Origin of the sequence: Paenibacillus oryziterrae (assembly GCF_042610485.1) — a bacterium.
Lineage (GTDB): Bacteria > Bacillota > Bacilli > Paenibacillales > Paenibacillaceae > Paenibacillus_AQ.
Genome location: NZ_JBGJZO010000005.1, coordinates 78255 through 95729 on the forward strand (window position 1 = coordinate 78255; position 17475 = coordinate 95729).

At 50.7% G+C, this 17475-nt stretch carries 16 protein-coding genes and 1 riboswitch; all 16 genes read left to right on the forward strand.

The window, feature by feature from the left end; all coding sequences use genetic code 11:
- The first annotated feature begins 59 nt into the window (after positions 1–59).
- The 16 genes from ACAN55_RS08025 to ACAN55_RS08100 all read left to right on the forward strand — a co-directional run bounded on the left by ACAN55_RS08025 (position 60) and on the right by ACAN55_RS08100 (position 17466).
- Positions 60–908 carry a glycosyltransferase family 2 protein gene (locus ACAN55_RS08025; protein WP_379130561.1) on the forward strand — a complete coding sequence of 283 codons (849 nt, stop codon included), beginning with the start codon at positions 60–62 and terminating at the stop codon, positions 906–908.
- Between the two features lie 7 nt (positions 909–915).
- Positions 916–1827 (forward strand): glycosyltransferase family 2 protein, encoded by a 912-nt coding sequence (locus ACAN55_RS08030; protein ID WP_379130563.1) that lies wholly within the window; start codon positions 916–918, stop codon positions 1825–1827.
- Entirely contained in the window at positions 1824–2561 is a 738-nt protein-coding gene (locus ACAN55_RS08035) for a glycosyltransferase family 2 protein (protein ID WP_379130566.1), read from the forward strand. Before ACAN55_RS08030 ends, ACAN55_RS08035 begins: the two co-directional genes overlap by 4 nt.
- Before the next feature lie 83 nt (positions 2562–2644).
- A complete protein-coding gene (locus tag ACAN55_RS08040) occupies positions 2645–3376 on the forward strand; it encodes a sugar phosphate nucleotidyltransferase (RefSeq protein ID WP_379130568.1) in 732 nt (243 codons plus the stop codon).
- A gap of 56 nt (positions 3377–3432) precedes the next feature.
- The gene (locus tag ACAN55_RS08045; RefSeq protein ID WP_379130570.1) at positions 3433–3828 is read left to right on the forward strand and encodes a nucleoside-diphosphate sugar epimerase; all 396 of its coding nucleotides are present in this window, start codon (positions 3433–3435) and stop codon (positions 3826–3828) included.
- A gap of 22 nt (positions 3829–3850) precedes the next feature.
- Positions 3851–4189, forward strand: coding sequence for an alpha-helical endospore appendage domain-containing protein (locus ACAN55_RS08050; protein ID WP_379130572.1), 339 nt, complete (start codon positions 3851–3853; stop codon positions 4187–4189).
- Entirely contained in the window at positions 4186–4494 is a 309-nt protein-coding gene (locus ACAN55_RS08055) for a hypothetical protein (RefSeq protein ID WP_379130575.1), read from the forward strand. The genes ACAN55_RS08050 and ACAN55_RS08055 overlap by 4 nt, the downstream gene beginning before the upstream one ends.
- Positions 4491–4907 carry a hypothetical protein gene (locus tag ACAN55_RS08060; RefSeq protein ID WP_379130578.1) on the forward strand — a complete coding sequence of 139 codons (417 nt, stop codon included), beginning with the start codon at positions 4491–4493 and terminating at the stop codon, positions 4905–4907. The genes ACAN55_RS08055 and ACAN55_RS08060 overlap by 4 nt, the downstream gene beginning before the upstream one ends.
- A 128-nt stretch (positions 4908–5035) precedes the next feature.
- The gene (locus tag ACAN55_RS08065) at positions 5036–7102 is read left to right on the forward strand and encodes a substrate-binding domain-containing protein (RefSeq protein WP_379130581.1); all 2067 of its coding nucleotides are present in this window, start codon (positions 5036–5038) and stop codon (positions 7100–7102) included.
- A 190-nt stretch (positions 7103–7292) separates the two neighbouring features.
- Complete coding sequence (locus ACAN55_RS08070) at positions 7293–7814, forward strand: GNAT family N-acetyltransferase (RefSeq protein ID WP_379130583.1); 522 nt, start codon at positions 7293–7295, stop codon at positions 7812–7814.
- A 139-nt stretch (positions 7815–7953) separates the two neighbouring features.
- A riboswitch (purine riboswitch) is annotated at positions 7954–8052 on the forward strand.
- 64 nt (positions 8053–8116) lie between these two features.
- Positions 8117–9460 (forward strand): 5'-deoxyadenosine deaminase, encoded by a 1344-nt coding sequence (locus tag ACAN55_RS08075; RefSeq protein WP_379130586.1) that lies wholly within the window; start codon positions 8117–8119, stop codon positions 9458–9460.
- Between the two features lie 263 nt (positions 9461–9723).
- A complete protein-coding gene (locus ACAN55_RS08080; protein WP_379130588.1) occupies positions 9724–11631 on the forward strand; it encodes an LTA synthase family protein in 1908 nt (635 codons plus the stop codon).
- Between the two features lie 13 nt (positions 11632–11644).
- Complete coding sequence (gene wsfD, locus ACAN55_RS08085) at positions 11645–13066, forward strand: glycan biosynthesis hexose transferase WsfD (protein WP_379130592.1); 1422 nt, start codon at positions 11645–11647, stop codon at positions 13064–13066.
- A gap of 451 nt (positions 13067–13517) precedes the next feature.
- A complete protein-coding gene (locus ACAN55_RS08090) occupies positions 13518–14594 on the forward strand; it encodes a CgeB family protein (RefSeq protein ID WP_379130595.1) in 1077 nt (358 codons plus the stop codon).
- Positions 14595–14645: 51 nt separating this feature from the next.
- A complete protein-coding gene (locus tag ACAN55_RS08095) occupies positions 14646–15761 on the forward strand; it encodes a CgeB family protein (protein ID WP_379130903.1) in 1116 nt (371 codons plus the stop codon).
- A gap of 130 nt (positions 15762–15891) precedes the next feature.
- Positions 15892–17466 (forward strand): glycosyltransferase, encoded by a 1575-nt coding sequence (locus tag ACAN55_RS08100; protein ID WP_379130598.1) that lies wholly within the window; start codon positions 15892–15894, stop codon positions 17464–17466.
- Positions 17467–17475: the final 9 nt, after the last annotated feature.

The following is a 17475-nucleotide window of genomic DNA, read 5'->3' on the forward strand; positions in this document are numbered from 1 at the left end:
GGAATACATAAACTGTGGTGTACCCTCAGCCTGGGAACATGCCCCTGCAAGGAAGGTGGATGAGCTTGAAAACCAGAAGATCAGTTGCCCGCCGCACGGGGCGGCGGCTTGCCCGTCCGTTGCAGCGTTCCGTGCAGCCCGCACGGCAAACTGCACAGTTGTACCCGGTTAATCATCCTGAGCCTTTGGTTTCGGTCATCATTCCTGCCATGAATGAAGCAGGAACCATTGCGAAGGCGATTGCTGGAGCCAGAGGTGTTCACCCGCGTTGCGAGGTCATTGTTATTTCCAATGGATCAGCGGACGGTACCGAAGCTATAGCCCGAAATTGCGGAGCACATGTTATCACCTTTGATGAGCCGCTTGGGCACGACGTCGGCCGCGGTATCGGGGCTGAAGCAGCCAAAGGAGATATTCTGCTATTTACCGATGGTGATCTGATGCTGTCAGCTTCCCTCCTCCGTCCTTTTGTCAAGGCTATTGCGGGCGGAGTGGATGTGGCCCTGAATGATTATTCCGGTCCGGTCCGGAGCACGTGTCCTCACCCGGTTGTACTCTCCAAGCATGTATTGAATATTATGCTTGACCGTCCCGATCTGAAAGGTTGTTCCATGACGGCCGTGCCGCATGCAATGAGCCGCAGGGCGCTCCAGGTGCTGGGAACTTCAATTTTATCGCGGCCTCCGGTTGCGCATGTCTATGCTGTTCTGGAAGGGCTTAGGGTAGAGCCGGTGCATGCTGTGCCCGTCGGTAAGCTGAATGCAGTCCGCCGCAAGAAAGATGGTAAAGATCCTCTACAGCATCTGGTTGTCACAGATCATCTGGAAGCTATCGATCTGGTGCTCAAAAGACGGGGAAGCAGAGCCGGGTTTCCTGACGGGGCGCGCCGCCGGGAGTTGGTGAGGTGAAATGGCTATGAGGAAACGCAGAGGTTCAGCCTATTCCCGGAAGGGGATCTCCGCAGGGAGTCCGGGTCGCAAGACACGTAAGACCTTAAAGCGAATTCAAACATCTGGCCCTCCAAATTCCCGTAAACTGCAGAGCTTATGGCGTACCGGTATATCAGGTTTACGCCGCACGCTGTCGGTCATTATATCGGCACGTAATGAAGAAGATACGATTTCACAGGTGATCAGGCAGGCCTCACGCTTGAATCCGGAGGAGATTATTGTTGTACTCAACGGCTGCCAGGATCGCAGCTTTCAGCGGGCGAGGTTGAGCAGGGAGGCGATTATTGTACATTGTCCGGAATCTGCCGGACATGATGTGGGCCGGGCTATTGGAGCTAAGCTGAGCCGGGGGGATATCTTGCTCTTTCTGGATGGGGATATGGTGATTTCTGCACCCCTGCTTCTGCCCTTCCTGGAGGTCATTGCCAAAGGGGCTGATGTAGCGCTTAATGATATTGATTCCCTGCTTCCTTCTTTTGCCCTTTGGGACGATGTGACCCGGTGCAAACTGTTTTTAAATACAATTTTGGGTCGGGATGATCTGGGTACCGGCTCCTTGACAGCAGTACCTCATGCCTTGTCCCGCCGGGCGGTGGAAGTCATTGGATACCAAGAGCTCATGGTTCCGCCGAAAGCGCAGGCAATCGCCTTAATGCATAAGCTGCTTGTAACGAAAGCAGGGACAGTGAATGTAATTAAGAAGAATCGCCAGCGCCAGGCGAACACGGGTCAGGGGAATGCTATGGAGCTGTTGATCTCAGGTGATCATGCTGAAGCACTGCAAGAGGTGCTGGCACGAGAAGGAAACCGGCTGCTCACCGGTGGTAACCATGCGGAGAAAAGGCGCTTAATGGCATCATGGAGGAATGGGTTATGACGAAGACCAGCATAATTATTCCCACTTACAATGGCTTTAGCATGCTGCGATCCTGTATCGAGGCGATTCGGGCGCATACGCCCCAACAATATGAAATCATTGTGGTCGACAATGGATCAAAGGACGGAACGGCGGAATACTGCCGGACCGAGAAGCTTGCTTTCGTCTCACTGCCTGCCAATAGCGGATTTCCGGCTGCTTGCAACTGGGGCTTACGTCTTGCTTCCGGTGAAGAATTACTGCTTCTGAACAATGATGTTACCGTATCAAGAAACTGGTTGTCCAACCTGAGGTCGGCATTGTACAGTTCTCCAGATACCGGCATGGTTGGGCCTGTCACCAATTATGCCAGCGGCAGGCAGCAGGTGAAGACTACGTACAAGGGTATAGAAGAATTTCATAGGGTTACAGAAAATGCTAATATGCCCGATCCCTCTAAATGGAGCGAATGCCGGCGTCTGGTAGGGTTGTGCTTATTGTTTAAAAGGGAACTGCTTGAACGGACAGGATTGCTTGATGAGAGGTTCTCGCCGGGCCATTATGAAGATGATGATTATTGCTTTCGTGCCCGGCTGCTGGGTTATCGGCTGCTAATCGCCGGGGATTGCCTGGTACACCATGAAGGAAGCGCGAGCTTTAAAAGGGATTATAACGAGAGATTGCAGGAGCTGGTGGAGCGAAACCGTAAGCTATTTGTAGATAAATGGCATATTGATCCCGCGGTATTCATGTGAAAATGCGGAGATTAATAACTTGTATTGCGATGACCAAGGTGCTGGGAGCGCTGTGCTCCACTAAATGTTGAGGAGGAAAGGTAGTGAAAGGAGTCATACTGGCGGGCGGAACAGGCACAAGGCTGCATCCGCTGACCCGGCTTATGAACAAACATTTGCTTCCGGTCGGCAAATATCCTATGGTGTGTTACGGCATTGACCGGCTGCGCCGGGGTGGCATAACCGATATTCTTCTCGTCATCAGCAAGCAGTCAGCCGGATTGTATACGGACTTCTTAGGCAGCGGTGAAGCATTCGGTGTATCCCTGACATACAAAATTCAGGAAGCTGCCGGAGGGATTGCGGAGGCTTTGGAACTGGCAAGAAGTTTCATTCCAGCAGGTGAACGGTTTGTGGTTCTGCTCGGGGATAATCTTTTTCTCGACGATTTAACACCCTATATCTCAAGCTACCTCGAACAACCGAAAGGAACGGCTAAAGTTCTGCTTAAGCCGGTGGAGGATGCCCGCAGATATGGTGTTCCTGTGTTTGACAGTGTGGACCCGGCCTTAATTGCCTATATAGAAGAGAAACCGAAGCATCCCAAAACCGGATATTGTGTAACTGGCATCTATATGTATGATGATGAGGTGTTTGAAATTATCAAGCACGTATCTCCTTCAAAGAGGGGAGAACTGGAGATTACAGATGTCAATAATCTGTACGCCAAAGACCGCAAGCTTAGCTACGATGTGCTTAAGGAATGGTGGAGTGATGCAGGAACGTTCCAGTCTCTGCAGGAGGCCGGGGATAAGCTGAGAGATGTTTTGCCATAAGGCAGCAATTAAACGGATGACCCAATAAAGGACACGGGTACCTTAGGGAGGTATTCGTGTCTTTTATATTTATCACCTTCGCTGAAGCCTGCGGCTTACCCGGCACAGCTAGGGCTTCTGCCGCATATGCTGTAGCAGGGCGTTTGAGCAAAGGAGACATGAAGATGCAGGATAAGATCACCAAGGTGCTGCAGCACATGGCCCATACGCACGAACAGATGGCGCGAATTCTGGATGCTGAACGTCATGTTGCTGTCCGAATGTCGCAGATCGTTCATGATCTGCCGGATTCGGACCCCGATTTTGGCGATACCAGCGGTTTAATTGAAAGCTCAGGTCAGGTGAACAAGAATATCATTTCTTACCTGAACGCGCTTGCTGATCTGGAAGAAGCGATGGCTGAAGGTGTTGGCAGAGTCATCAAGGAGCTGAACGGCCTGGAAGAAGAGTAGCGTTAAAAGCGGGAGGCGGATCATGAGCAGAGAAAAAGCATATCTGCAAATGCTGGAGTCGAGCGCCGCTATCCAGTGGAACATCGCAATGATTCTGGAAGCCAAGGCGGTGGAAGCGGAGAAGGTGAAGCAGTGGACATATCATCACATCCACGCAAAGGCTTTCGACAATCACGAGTCACAATTAAAGGAATCCTTGTCCATCCATGAGCAGGTTGTGGAACTGGTGGAAGGACTAACCAAGCTGGAGAATGGACTGTACAGCAATTTGAAAGCTGTTCTTGGCAGTGGGGAAGAAAGCAGCGGGGAAGGCTTTGGCGGTATGGGGGATGGCTTCGGATTCGGGGATGAAGACAAATGACAGATCCTTTACTCTCGGAACGTGCCGTCAAGCTGGAGATGATCCGCTCTATAGCACGGAGTCAGGCTGCACTGGCGACCATTCTGGAGAGTATTGCCGAACTTACGGAGCACTCCGAAGTGACCGCCCGCAAACTGAGTGACAATGTTAGGATTTTAAGTGAATATCAAAGCGCCATGTGCCGGATGATGTCCGGGATTTCGCTGCACCGGCAGAAGACAGGGGTACCCGCTGCCCCATGGCTCAGCAAGCCTGTGCCGGAGGCAAGTGCAAGAGTCACGGAGTACAGGAGGAGTAGAGCATGAAGAAAAAGAAAAGCCTCAGAGCGCTTCGTTCAAGAGCATCCTCGCGCAGAGGAGCGCTTTTGCGTGCTAAAGCTAGAGTCCGTAAGGGTCTTGCCCGTAAGGTCCGCAGAGGCCGTACGCGGAGACTCATCCGCTACGGAAAGGGGAAGAAAGGGCTGTTGCTGCGCAGAAAGAGACGTATCCGCCGGCGTGCTGTCCGGAAGGTTGCGGTTCACCCGCCGGTCAGCGTAGTACCTGTCGTTGTTCCTCCGGCCGCCGTGGAGGTTGTTCCGCTCCCCCCGGATCTCGGCGTCCCGCCGGAAATGCCGCCGGGAGACGCCTTTCAGCAGGGCTACACCGAAGCGTACAACGTGGGATTCGACGCGGGTTTCGCCAAGGGCTTCGAGGACGGGCATAAACTGGAATTTAGCTGAGAAGCATGCTAAAGGGGGGCAGCCTGTGGGTGCTGCCTCCCCAGAATGCAAAAAATAAAAAAACTACTGTAATTACCACTGTAATCCCTTACAATACAAATATACAACACCCGGATGGAGGAAATGCCGTGCTCAAGGGAATCGGGAAGTACAGTGGGACCGCAGTATTCGTATTGTTGCTAGGGGGTCTGGCGCTGAGGCAAGTTGATGCTTTAACTGGAAATATTCTTCTGGTATTAGGGATTATCGGCTTCGCTTCTGTACTTTTTATAAGACCTCGAACAGAGAATTACATCGGGTTGACAGCGGAAGTGCTGCGAAACAAGGACCTGCTGCTTAATGCTCAAACCTCTCAATTAATAAAAGAGAGTGCGGAAGCGGCATACATATTGGACGAGTTTACGAATCTCACTAAAGATTTTCAGAACTCACTCGGTCAGATCATGAAGCTTACCTCCATAGTAATTGACACGGCGGCTGAATCCTCCGAACAATCCAAGGCAATGACGGAAGCCAATCTGGCTGTCTCCCATGGCGCGAGCCAGCAAGCGGAAGACGCGGATAATGGAATCAAGGCAACCACTGAGCTGGCCGTAAGATTTCAGCAGATGCTTACGGCTATTGATACGATGGACAAGGGTGTTGCCCGTCTGAGAGAGCTCAAGGAGCAGGGGAATTCCAACGTACTGCGTACGATTGAGTCAAGTGATAAGACGAAGGAAGAGTTGAAGAACGTTATCAACCGGATGCAAAAGCTGGATGAAAGCGCAAATCAGGTGAACCTGATTACATCGACCATCACTGATATCGCTTCACAGACCAACCTGTTATCATTAAATGCAACGATTGAAGCTGCGAGAGTCGGCGAAGCAGGCAGCGGATTTGCTGTGGTAGCCCAGCAAATCCGCAAGCTGTCGGATCAAAGCTTCAAGTCAGCTGCAGAAATCGGCAAGCTTGTCGCATCGTTTAAGAATGAGATTACCTTAGCGGTCTCCCAGATGGCCTCCACATCGGAGAAGTTTGAGTTACAGCAGCAGACGATCCAAGATGTCCGCAGTGCTTTTGAACATATTAACGGTAGTGTAGCAGAACTGATCGAGCATCAGGGGATGATCAGAGAACAATTTGCGGTGCTCGACGAGTCCAAGGATCACATTATCCATTCCATTACCAGCATTGCTGCGGTTGCACAGGAGTCTGCTGCATCTACGGAAGAAGCGGCATCACTCAGTATGCAGCAGCAGGGATCGAATGATATTTTGTACGATTTAGCCGGTACATTGTGGAGTGTTGTGGATAAGATCGGTGAATCCGTGAATCAGTATAAGGTGGAACTTCAGGACATTCGAAGCAAGCGGGTAGCCTTTGTCAGTAACTTGCCGGAAGGTCATCCTTTCACTGAAGTCATGATTGATAACACACGCAAGGCAGCATACAAATACGGCTTTGAATTTGTAAGCAGACATACGAGCACATCGAGTGCCAAAGAGCAAATGGAGACGATTGCCCAGCTTAAGCAGGAAGGCATAGACTACCTAATTCTAATTCCGGCCGACCGAGGACTTCTCGTACCTGTGGTGGACGAGCTAAGTTCCGCTGGAGTAAGAACCATCACCGTGGATACAGATATGAAGGATAGCCGTAGAGCCGTATTTATAGGCACGGATGACTATGAAGCAGGCCAGAATATGGGTAACCTGATCTCTAAAATACTAGGCGGCAGCGGAAAGGTCATCCTCAGTGCGCTGAACGATGAGCAACAGAACCAGAAACGCCGCTTGAAAGGGATTAAGGATGCTCTTACCAGTTATCCGGATGTTGAAATTGTAGGTGTACAAAGAGGATTCCTGGACCATCGCCAAAGACTCGATGATTTTGAGAAAATAGTGCAGAGTAGTCCTTCCTTTGATCTGGCAGCAGGTGTGGACGGAGATTTCGGCGGTGTTGCCGCGCTTTATGCACAGCGTCATGGATTGACAGGGGCCAAATTCATCGGGTTCGACAATAACCCGGACAATCTGGAGTACCTGAAGAAGGGTGTACTGGATGCGATTATTTCCCAGCGGCAAAATTTGTTTGGTGAAATTGCCGTTAAACGATTTTATGACATGGACGCCGGTAAAATGATTGAAGAATTCGAATTGCTGGGTACCTATGTGATTAATAAGGTGAATGTGAATGTAGTCAGCTCGTAATTGAAGAGTCTCCCACTGTTCTCATGAAGTGTTTGTTAAGAACTGAAGCTGATCCGTTTCTTTAACCATGTTCATGGTTATTGGAACGGGTCAGTTTGCGTTAAGGAGACCGAAACCTTCATTTCGTGGTAGACTGCTAGAATATAAGAAGTAGATACAACATTTAAAGACAACAGGGGAGAGGGTAACCATGAACAATACTATTCGGACTGCGCAGATGAATGAACTGGATGAGATTATGGAGCTTGTGGCAGAATGTGTGCTGGTGATGCAAAAGGGTGGAAGCGACCAGTGGGATGAAAGTTACCCGAACCGGGAGATTCTTAGTGGGGATATTGAACGCAACGCGCTGTTTGTCTGTCTGGAGGAAGAGCGGATCACCGGAATTCTGGTCCTGGATGAGAATCAGGCGGAGCAATATCAGCATATACGCTGGACTGACAATAAGGGGCCGCATTTAGTGATGCACCGGCTTGCCGTACATCCCGGGGTCCAGGGGAAAGGCATCGCGAGAAAGCTGATCACTTTTGCCGAAGAGTATGCGGCGGTGCATGGTTATGGAAGTATCCGGCTAGATACCTATGTTAAAAATTCGAGAGCACTGGATCTGTATTCCCGCTTGGGGTATGACCGCCGGGGCGAGGTGCATTTTCCGGGGCGAACCGCAGAGTTTCCTGTATTTGAGAAGATAATCTCTTCGATGAACCTATAAAAGCAACTGAACTAGAGTTTGTGTTATAAAAAGTTACATGCATTGCGTTTTTTTGTGGAAATATTGAATTAATTCGAATTTGGCGTCAACTTTCTTGACATTGAACTTGTCTTTGCTTTATGATTGGACTATTCAAATTCTAATTGAATAGTCCTTTTTTCGTATATCCTTAATAATTGGTTTAAGGGTCTCTACCGGGAACCGTAAATTTCTGGCTACGAAAATATGCTCCGGCATATTTTTGTGGCCATTTTGTGTTACATCCAAGCTGGGCAATCAATAATGACAAGGGGGAATCGGCTATGGGCAATCTGCTTATCAAAAATGCGGAAATTGTAACGATGAACAAGCAGGAGGAGATTCTCCGGGGCGATATCAGAATCAGGGGTAATATAATCACTGAAATTGGCGGCAGCCTTGTTCCCCTCTTGGATGAAAAGGTGATAGATGCTACAAATCGTACGATCATTCCCGGGTTTGTGCAGACGCATATTCATTTATGCCAGACATTGTTTCGCGGCAAAGGGGATGATCTGGAGCTGATGGACTGGCTGCGCAAGCGGATTTGGCCACTGGAGGCGGCGCATGATCAGGAGTCGATTTATTACTCAGCTATGCTCGGCATCGGGGAACTGATCACTAGCGGAACTACAACGATTGTAGATATGGAGACGGTGCATCATACGGATTATGCATTTCAAGCGATTGCCAAAAGCGGAATCAGAGCCTTGTCCGGTAAAGTGATGATGGATCAAAAAGGTGGAGATGTACCGGAGCCGCTTCAAGAGGATACAACCGCATCTCTTCAGGAGAGTGTTGATCTGCTGGAGAAATGGAACGGGTATGGCGGCGGACGTATACAATATGCGTTCTCTCCTCGTTTCGTAATCTCCTGCACGGAACGGCTGCTCACGGAGGTGCGCGATTTGTCCGCGCATTACGGGGTAAAGGTTCATACCCACGCTTCAGAGAATCTTGGGGAAATCGAAATTGTGCAGGCGATGACAGGCATGCGCAATATCGTCTACCTGGATCATCTGGGACTCGCCAATGAGCGTCTTATTCTGGCCCATTGTATCTGGATGGATGAGCAGGAGCACCGGATTCTGCATGACAGAGGAGTTCATGTCAGTCATTGCCCCGGCTCCAATCTGAAGTTGGCTTCCGGCATTGCCGATATTCCCGGAATGCTGCAGGAGCATATCTCCCTAAGTCTTGGAGCAGATGGAGCACCATGTAACAATAATCTGGATATGTTCAATGAAATGAGACTTGCGGCGCTCGTTCAGAAGCCGCAGCATGGACCAACAACGATGGATGCCAGAACCGTATTCCGCATGGCTACGATTGGCGGGGCCAAAGCCGTTGGGATGGAGGATCAAATCGGGAGTATTGAAGTGGGAAAGAAGGCCGATCTCGCCATTCTAAACCTGTATAATTTCCATACCTTCCCCTCATACGATGTGGACCCGATTTCCCGAATTGTATATTCGGCCACACGTGCAGATGTGGAAACGACAATTGTCGATGGTGAAATTCTTATGGAGAAAGGCGTACTTCGAACGGTTGATAAAGAGACGGTGCTGCATGAGGCGAACCGTTCTATTCAACGGCTCCTTACGCGAACTCCATTGGCATTAACCTGATCCGTGACTGACCCATTGCCTTAAAACCATAGGCTACGATCTGCCCTGCCGCTTTCGCAGCATAACCGCTGAGTCAGTGCTAAGGGTGGATTTCGTAGCCTCTTTCGCTTGATTCCCCGCTTTGTTCGACAAATTTGCGATTTTATTCCACCTGATAGTCGGGAACTTAGTTTTGATATACATATTAAGTATTGCTATACTAAGTAAATCTGATATTTTACAGACATCTGGAAATTATTTCACAAATGAAAGGTAAGAGGAACATGAATAAGGATGTAATATATGGGCGCGGGAGAGTCCATTTCTATATGGTGTCAGGAATTCTGCTGCTGAAGCTGCTTCTGCTGCGAATACTGTTCTTTGACAGGATAGCTTGGGAATGGGTCGCGGCAGATGCTGCACCGATGCTGCTACTGATGGGAATTATCTATCTTGTGACACCTGCAAAAGCGAAGACGAGCGCGTTCTGGATATTTAACGGAATACTCTCTTTCTTGCTGTTTGCGGCAAGCGTATATTTTAATCACTTTGGTTCGGTCCCCACCTATTTGGCGTTTTATGAGCTGAACCAGGTATTTCAGGTGAAGGAAAGCGTGGAGTCTACGGTACAGTGGATTGATTATTTATTTTTTGTTGACCTTATACTGTTTATACTATTTGCTGCTATTCGTCGCTGGAGCCGGAGCTCTGCAAGAACCCGTAGTTCTAGCAGCTATATCTCACTGCGAACCCGCCGAATTCATCTGATTGTTATTCTGATCAGCGTCATCGGCGGATTGTCTCTTTCGGTCTATTCTATTCATGCGGCACGCGGAATTACGAATGAGCTGGTACAGGCGGAAAGCTCCGGATTCCTGAACTATGAAGTGGTGGCTGCCATTAAGGCTAATGAAGATAACGGTCTTGTAGGAACCGGAGATATCAAGGAGACGGCGGCAAAAGTAGCTGCCCTGGAATCCGGATATTCCTACACGGATGAGGCAGCGGGAACGACCCCGTCGTATTTTGCTTCACAAAAGGGCAAGAATGTTATTGTTGTGCAGATGGAAGCCTTTCAGAATTTCCCGCTTCATCAGTCCCTGGATGGCCAGGTGCTGACGCCGGTGCTGAACGGATTGGCTGAAGAGGGATTCTATTTCCCGCATGTCTTTCAGCAGATCGGCCCGGGAAATACATCCGATGCCGAGTTCATGAGCAATACGTCAATCTATCCCATCGGTACGCTTGCGATGTCCACCGGATTCGGCGATAGAGTGCTGCCGAGCCTGCCCCGTCTTCTGCGTGAGCAAGGGTATGAGGCGTATACGTTTCATGTAAATAAGGTAGGATTCTGGAACCGAAATGAGCTGTATCCGGCGATCGGATTTAACGGCTACTACGACAAGAACTCCTTCACGAATGATCATTTCAACGCATTCGGAGCCTCAGATGAGCAATTGTACCGGACGGGAGTAGAGAAACTGGGTGCCTTGCAGGCCAAAGGAGTACCTTTTTACGCACAGTTTGTTACAGCATCCAGTCACCATCCGTTCAAGATTCCGGATTCCTTCAAGAAAATCACAGTGCCTGACCATCTGAAGGACACCATGCTTGGAGATTATCTGACGGCGATCAATTATACCGATTATGCACTGGGTACACTGATTGACGGACTTAAGAAAAATGGATTGTGGGAGAATACCGTACTTGTGCTGTATGGTGATCACTTTGGGCTGCAGCCGCAGGATGTGGATGCTGCGCAGGTAGAGGAAGCCCTTGGCATCCGGTACGATTCACGGATCAGCCGCTTTAATATCCCTCTGATTATGCATGTGCCCGGGCTTGCCGGAGGACAGAAGGTGGATACCACTGGCGGTCAAATGGACATTATGCCTACGTTGGCCAACGTGCTGGGTGTCTCATTGCCGGCCGAGGGTTATACGGCTTTTGGACATGATTTGCTCAACATAGATCGTAATGTAGTCGGGATGCGCTATTATTTGCCGACGGGGTCCTTTTTTAATAATGATATTATGTTTGTTCCCGGCAAGGGATTCAGCGATGGTGAGGCGGTGTCGCTGGATACTTATCAGCCGGTTACCGACTTCGCAAAATATGAAAATGACTACAACTATATCTTGAAGCTGATGAATCTATCGGATGAATATGTGAAGCTGCTTCCGCAGCGCTAGGAGGGGAATATGGATGAGAAAGTTCTTCAAACCGGAGAATGCAGTGGTCCTCGCAGGCCTTGTCATTGCTGTTGGACTAATGTTCTTCACCCCGTTTACGGGAGTTGCCGATAACGGCGATTTCCTGCGGATGATGAATACGATCGGTCTGAATTACTATGAGGCTGGAGAGCCGTATGCTGACCGTTTTTTCAGCTACAGCCACTCCCGCTTTGCCTATGATGATTTATTCACCGGCTTTTATCCTTCCAGTCAAATCTTTCTGGTGCTGATCCCCCGGCTGCTCGGCGGTCTGGTTCACGGCAGCTACTTTGATATCCGGATGTTGGGAGCGGTATATATTCTTCTTCTGCTCGCCGCAACCTGGCTTGTCGTAAAGAATACTGCTCGCGGCTCATGGACGGAGGGGCTGCTGCTGGGAGCGGTTCTGTTGTTTGTTTTTTATGACATCGGATATTTGGCCTATTTCAATTCGCTGTTTGGCGAACCGGTATCCATGGTGTTTATGCTGCTGACTTTTGCGCTCGGACTGCGATTAGTCACTCGGGAGAAGCCAACCACGAAAGAGCTCACGCTATTTTTTATCGCGGTAATCTTTCTGGTCTGCTCCAAAATCCAGAATGCTCCAATTGGCATCGCCTTTGCTTTAATCTTTCTGCGGTTGTCCACCCTGCAAGGGGCGGGAAGCTGGAGAAAGCTGGCTTTGTGGTTCTCCGGGGCTGTGCTTGCGGTTTCTGCCTTACTGTACGCCGGTGCGCCGAAGGAGCTCAAGCATATTAATCTGTATCAGACGGTATTCTTCGGGGTGCTGAACGAATCGAAGGATGTCAGAGGGGATCTACAGGAGCTCGGGCTGCCTCAGAGACTTGAGGTGCTGGCGGGAACGAACTATTTCCAGAGCGGAACAGCCATTAAACAGGATGATCCTTCGCTTGGACCCGATTTCTATGACCGTGTGTCGCACAAGGATATTCTATTCTTCTATATTAAACATCCGGGTCGGCTGTTGGATAATATGAAATATGCGGCCGGAAACAGCATGTCCATTCGCCCTTATTATCTTGGGAATTACGAGAAGCTGGAACATAAAGCGCCTGGGGCGCTTACCTATACATACAGTGGATGGAGCGAATTCAAGAACAAAACTGTGCCCCACACGCTTGGTTTTCTGGGCTCATTCTATCTGCTTTATTTCGCCGGAGCGCTCTACGAATACTTCCGCAGCACCAGCCGAAGGGGCAAAATGGCGATTGAGCTGCTGATGCTGCTGGGATTGATCGGGATCTTTTCGTTCCTTGTTCCAATCATGGGTGACGGGCGCGCGGATATCGGCAAACATTTGTTTATGTTCAATGTCAGCTTCGATATGATGGCGGTCGTGATGTTCGCATGGCTTGTCCGCAAGCTAGTTGCGAGGGGTACTCGGAGGGGATAGCAGACCCTCTATTCTATCTTCTTTCTATATGGAATGAAGCTAAGAATTTGCCAGTTAGGCGAGTTAGTAACTACGGTGAATGTTTGGACTTCCGGCCGCTGTTGTCTCCAGATTTCTTTATTAAAACCGCTGTTCGCGGTTGAAATCCGGAGACAAAGGCGGACGCTCCCGCTCCTACAGTTCCAAAAATCCCCCTCCGTTACCTTTGCCTTTTTGTTAGATTCTTAAGTTCAGCTTGTTTATACAGAAAAAAAGCAGCAGGTTCCCTAACGGAGCTTGCTGCTTTTTTGGTATGGAGCCTTCCGAAAGGCTCATGCTTCGGGCGAAAGACAGGGGACAAATGCCAATTTCGCCCTGCTACAGACAGATGTCCATGAGGCGGATGCTGACTCCGCATATAGTTATACTGTCTTGAGAAGATGAAAGGGCCAAGTGAAGGACGTGAGATCACATGAAAAGAGAGCGCAAGCGGGAATACCGTAACGGCTATCAGGATGGGTACCTGCTCGGCATGTGCGAGGCTGTACGAAGAATGGTTCCCGAACAGACGGGGGAACACAGGCCGCTTAAGCTGATGTACGTGCCTCAAGGGTTCGAGGCGATAGACGCCGGTGTAATAGATGCGCTGGGCCAGCTCGTGAGTGAACTGATCATCAGTTCTCCTGAAGCCATGCTCGAAATGGCGGCCCGGGAGCATCCGGAAGTGGTGCTTGTGATGAACGGGCTGCATGTATTCCCTGAGAATCATTTGGATCAGATTGCGGAGATCCGCAAGATGGGTATCCGGACAGCCATCTGGTTTGTGGATGATCCTTATTTTACAGAGGATACCTCAGTGATTTGCAATTGTTATGACCATGTATTCACGCATGAGCTGGGCTGTGTGGACTTCTACCGTACTTTGGGTGCGGACTCGGTTCATTACCTGCCCTTATGCGTCAATCCCAAAATGTTTTATCCGCGCCGCACCGGACCCCAATATGACTATGACATTGTTTTTATCGGCAACGCCTTTTTTAACCGTACAGAGCTTTTTGATCAGCTAGCCCCTTACCTTAGCCGTAAAAAGACACTGATTGCCGGAGGCTTCTGGGAGAGATTAGGCACTTACGACAAGCTGGCCCCCTGTATTAGCAATGGATTTATTCCACCGGGGGAGACAGCGAACTATTATAGCGGCGCGAAGCTGGTAATCAACATCCACAGACCTTGGGAACCGGGTCAGGATAACCGCAACTCGTTCGGACTGCCATCACGCTCCATTAATCCCCGTACGTATGAGATTAGTGCCTGCGGGACGATGCAGCTAACTGATGTCAGAGAGGATCTGGGGAATTATTATAGACCCGGCTATGATCTGGATACCTTTGGCTCAGCTGAAGAGCTGCAGGCGAAGATGGAGTATTACCTGGGGCATGAACAGGACCGCCGTCTCTACGCGGTGAGAAGTCTCCATACTACTTTGACCAGACATACCTTTATGGCCCGGCTGCCACACCTGCTTAATGTGATTACCCAGCGTGTTTGAACGACATGACTCGTACAAAAGGAGCGACAACCCATGCACAATGATTTTGTAATGCCTGTTCCGCCGTTCCCGCTGACGATTGCGGAAGAAGAGAAACTGAGAGGAAGACTTATCGGCTTCAAGGGTGGTTATGATGAGGGCTATCTGAGAGGGAGATTGGCTATACTGGACGGTCGTCCAGAAGAGCCGCAGCCTGTCCGAAATATTCACGTGATGTATGTTGCATCCGGCAAGGGGTATCCGTATTCTCCGCTCGATGATGCGGTCCTGTCCTCGCTGCAGAAATTAACAACCCAAGTCACCGTAACGGACGTTCGTCAAAATCTGGTCGAACTTGCGTCACAGAACCGGCCGGATCTGGTGCTCGTGCTGGATGGAATGGATCTGCCGCTGGATCAAATCGCCATTCTGCGGGGATTTGGCATCCTTACGGCGATTTGGCTTACAGATGACCCGTATTATACCGATTTTACAATGAAACTCGTCGCCCATTATGATTACGTCTTTACGCTTGAACGTAATTGTATTGAGTTCTACCGAGGTCTCGGCTGCAAGGAGGTTCATTACTTGCCTTTTGCCGCTCACCGCGACCACTACCGTCCGACACTTACACGTTCACCGATCTCGCGGGAAATCAGCTTTATCGGTTCTGCGTACTGGAACAGGGTGGATTTCTTCCGGCCCATTATGCCTGAACTGATGCAATACAACACGATCATTAACGGAATCTGGTGGGACCGTCTTCCGGAAGCGCCGTTATATGGGGAACGGATTGAGATCGGCAAATGGATGTCACCGCAGGAGACTGCGGCAGCGTACAGCGGGTCCAAAATTGTCATTAACCTGCATCGTTCCCATATCGATGAGCTTGGCAATAACAATACTCTTTCGATCCCGGCAGCTTCACCTAATCCGAGAACCTTCGAAATCGCCGCTACCGGAACACTGCAGCTATGTGACGCAAGGGATGACCTAAGCTCTTTCTATAAACCGGGTGAAGAGATTGAAACCTATACCAGTCCGCAGGAAATGATGGAGAAAGTCCGTTTTTATCTGACGCATGAAGAGGAACGCCGGGCGATTGCACTGCGTGCTCTGGAGCGTACACTCCAGGATCATACGTATACTAAACGCTTGAATCAGCTGCTGACTGTTATTTTTGGCTGACCCGGAAATGAATTTGTGCGAATACTGGGGGGACAGGTGTCGTGCCAGCATCTGTCCCTCCGGCCATATACTGGAGTACCGGGTATGGCATGCTTACGAAGTGAGTTTTGCTTCGCAAAACTTTTAGGAGGTGAATGGTTGCTCCGAGACCTTTCGAGGGAGCGCCAAGACGCCCATGGCGGATAAAGCGACGATTGTCCTCTTTACCCATGTATCCAATACACGCAGTATTACGGGTGCAGAGAAGCTTCTACTGTTCTTCGCACGGGAGCTGTCCCTCTATTTCAACTGCCTGCTTGTAGCTCCCCAGGAGGGTAAGCTGACGCACCAAGCCCGAAACAGCGGAATCCAGGTTCATCTGCTGCCGATTCCACTGCTCTATGGGATGTACACTCCCTATGCCGGGCTTCCGGAAGATGCCCGGCAGCTTCAGGCCGGATCTGAATATCGGGAGCTGCGGCAATGGCTGGAGAATATTAATCCGGCGCTAGTCATTACCAGCACGTGCGTACACGTGCTGCCGGCGATTGCAGCTAAATCACTCGGGATACCGGTAGTTTGGAAAATTTCCGAGACGATTACGGATAACGAATACACATCCATCAGTGTGGATCTGATTCACCAGAATAGTGACGAGATCCTGATTATTTCGCATACGGCTGCTTCACCTTTCCCGGAGTATATTCGTGCAAGTAAGGTCATCCTGCTGCCACCTTCCTGGAATGATGCCGATTTTATGCCGGAGGCCTGGAGCAAGCTGAGGGGGGAACGCCGCAGAGAGCTGCATGTTGCTCCGGCTAAACCTTTGATTGGATACATTTCTTCCTTCATTAATAAGGAAAAAGGCTTGGAACATTTCGTAAGTATGGCCGTACTGGTGGCGGCTAGGCACCCGGACAGCCACTTCCTAGTTATAGGGACTCCGGGAGATAAGAGCTATTATGAGCGTTGCGTACGTAAGGTGAAGCTGGAGGGACTATCCTCTCATTTTCATTTTGAAGGATATGAGGAGTGTATACCTGCCGCTTACTGCGCATTGGATCTGCTTGTAGTACCAAGCCTGATCCGCGAGGGCTTCGGAATGACAGCTCTGGAGGGGATGGCATTCGGCAAACCGGTTGTTGCTTATGATTCCGGTGGATTGGCTGAAATACTGGGAGCGGTAGGCTGCTCCGAGTATCTCGTTCCGGCGGGCAATAAGGAGGCGCTCGCCGATAAGGTCTGCGCTCTGCTGGCGGAGCCGGGGCTGGCGCAAGCCGTAGGGCTCTATGCACGTGAGCGGGTGGAGGCCGTATACGGGCCGCTCGCTTACCGCGCACGCCTGCAGGGGCTGGCGGAGGTGTGGAACCTCCGCTATTGCTTGACGCAGGCGGAGCGCATCGCCGCGAGACAGGCCGCGGCAGCGGAGGCACTCGCCGCGGCAGGCGCACTTGCGGCAGCGGAAGCTGCGGCGTTAGCGCAAGACGCGGCAGCGGCTGGGCCAGTAGCCGCACCGCCGCGCCGTGTCCGCCGCAAGCGCCGGGCCCGCCTGCGCCGTCGTAAGCTCCGGCGCGGCAAGCTGAGCCGCGCCAAGACCCGGGCCCGCCGGGGACGGCGTCACCCGGCGGCAAAGCCGCGCCGCGCCGGGCGCAAGCGGCGGTCAGGTTCCGCCCGGCGGCGCAAGTCAGGCAAGCGCCGGGCAAGCCGCCGCCGCAGAGCGGCCTAACACCCTAAC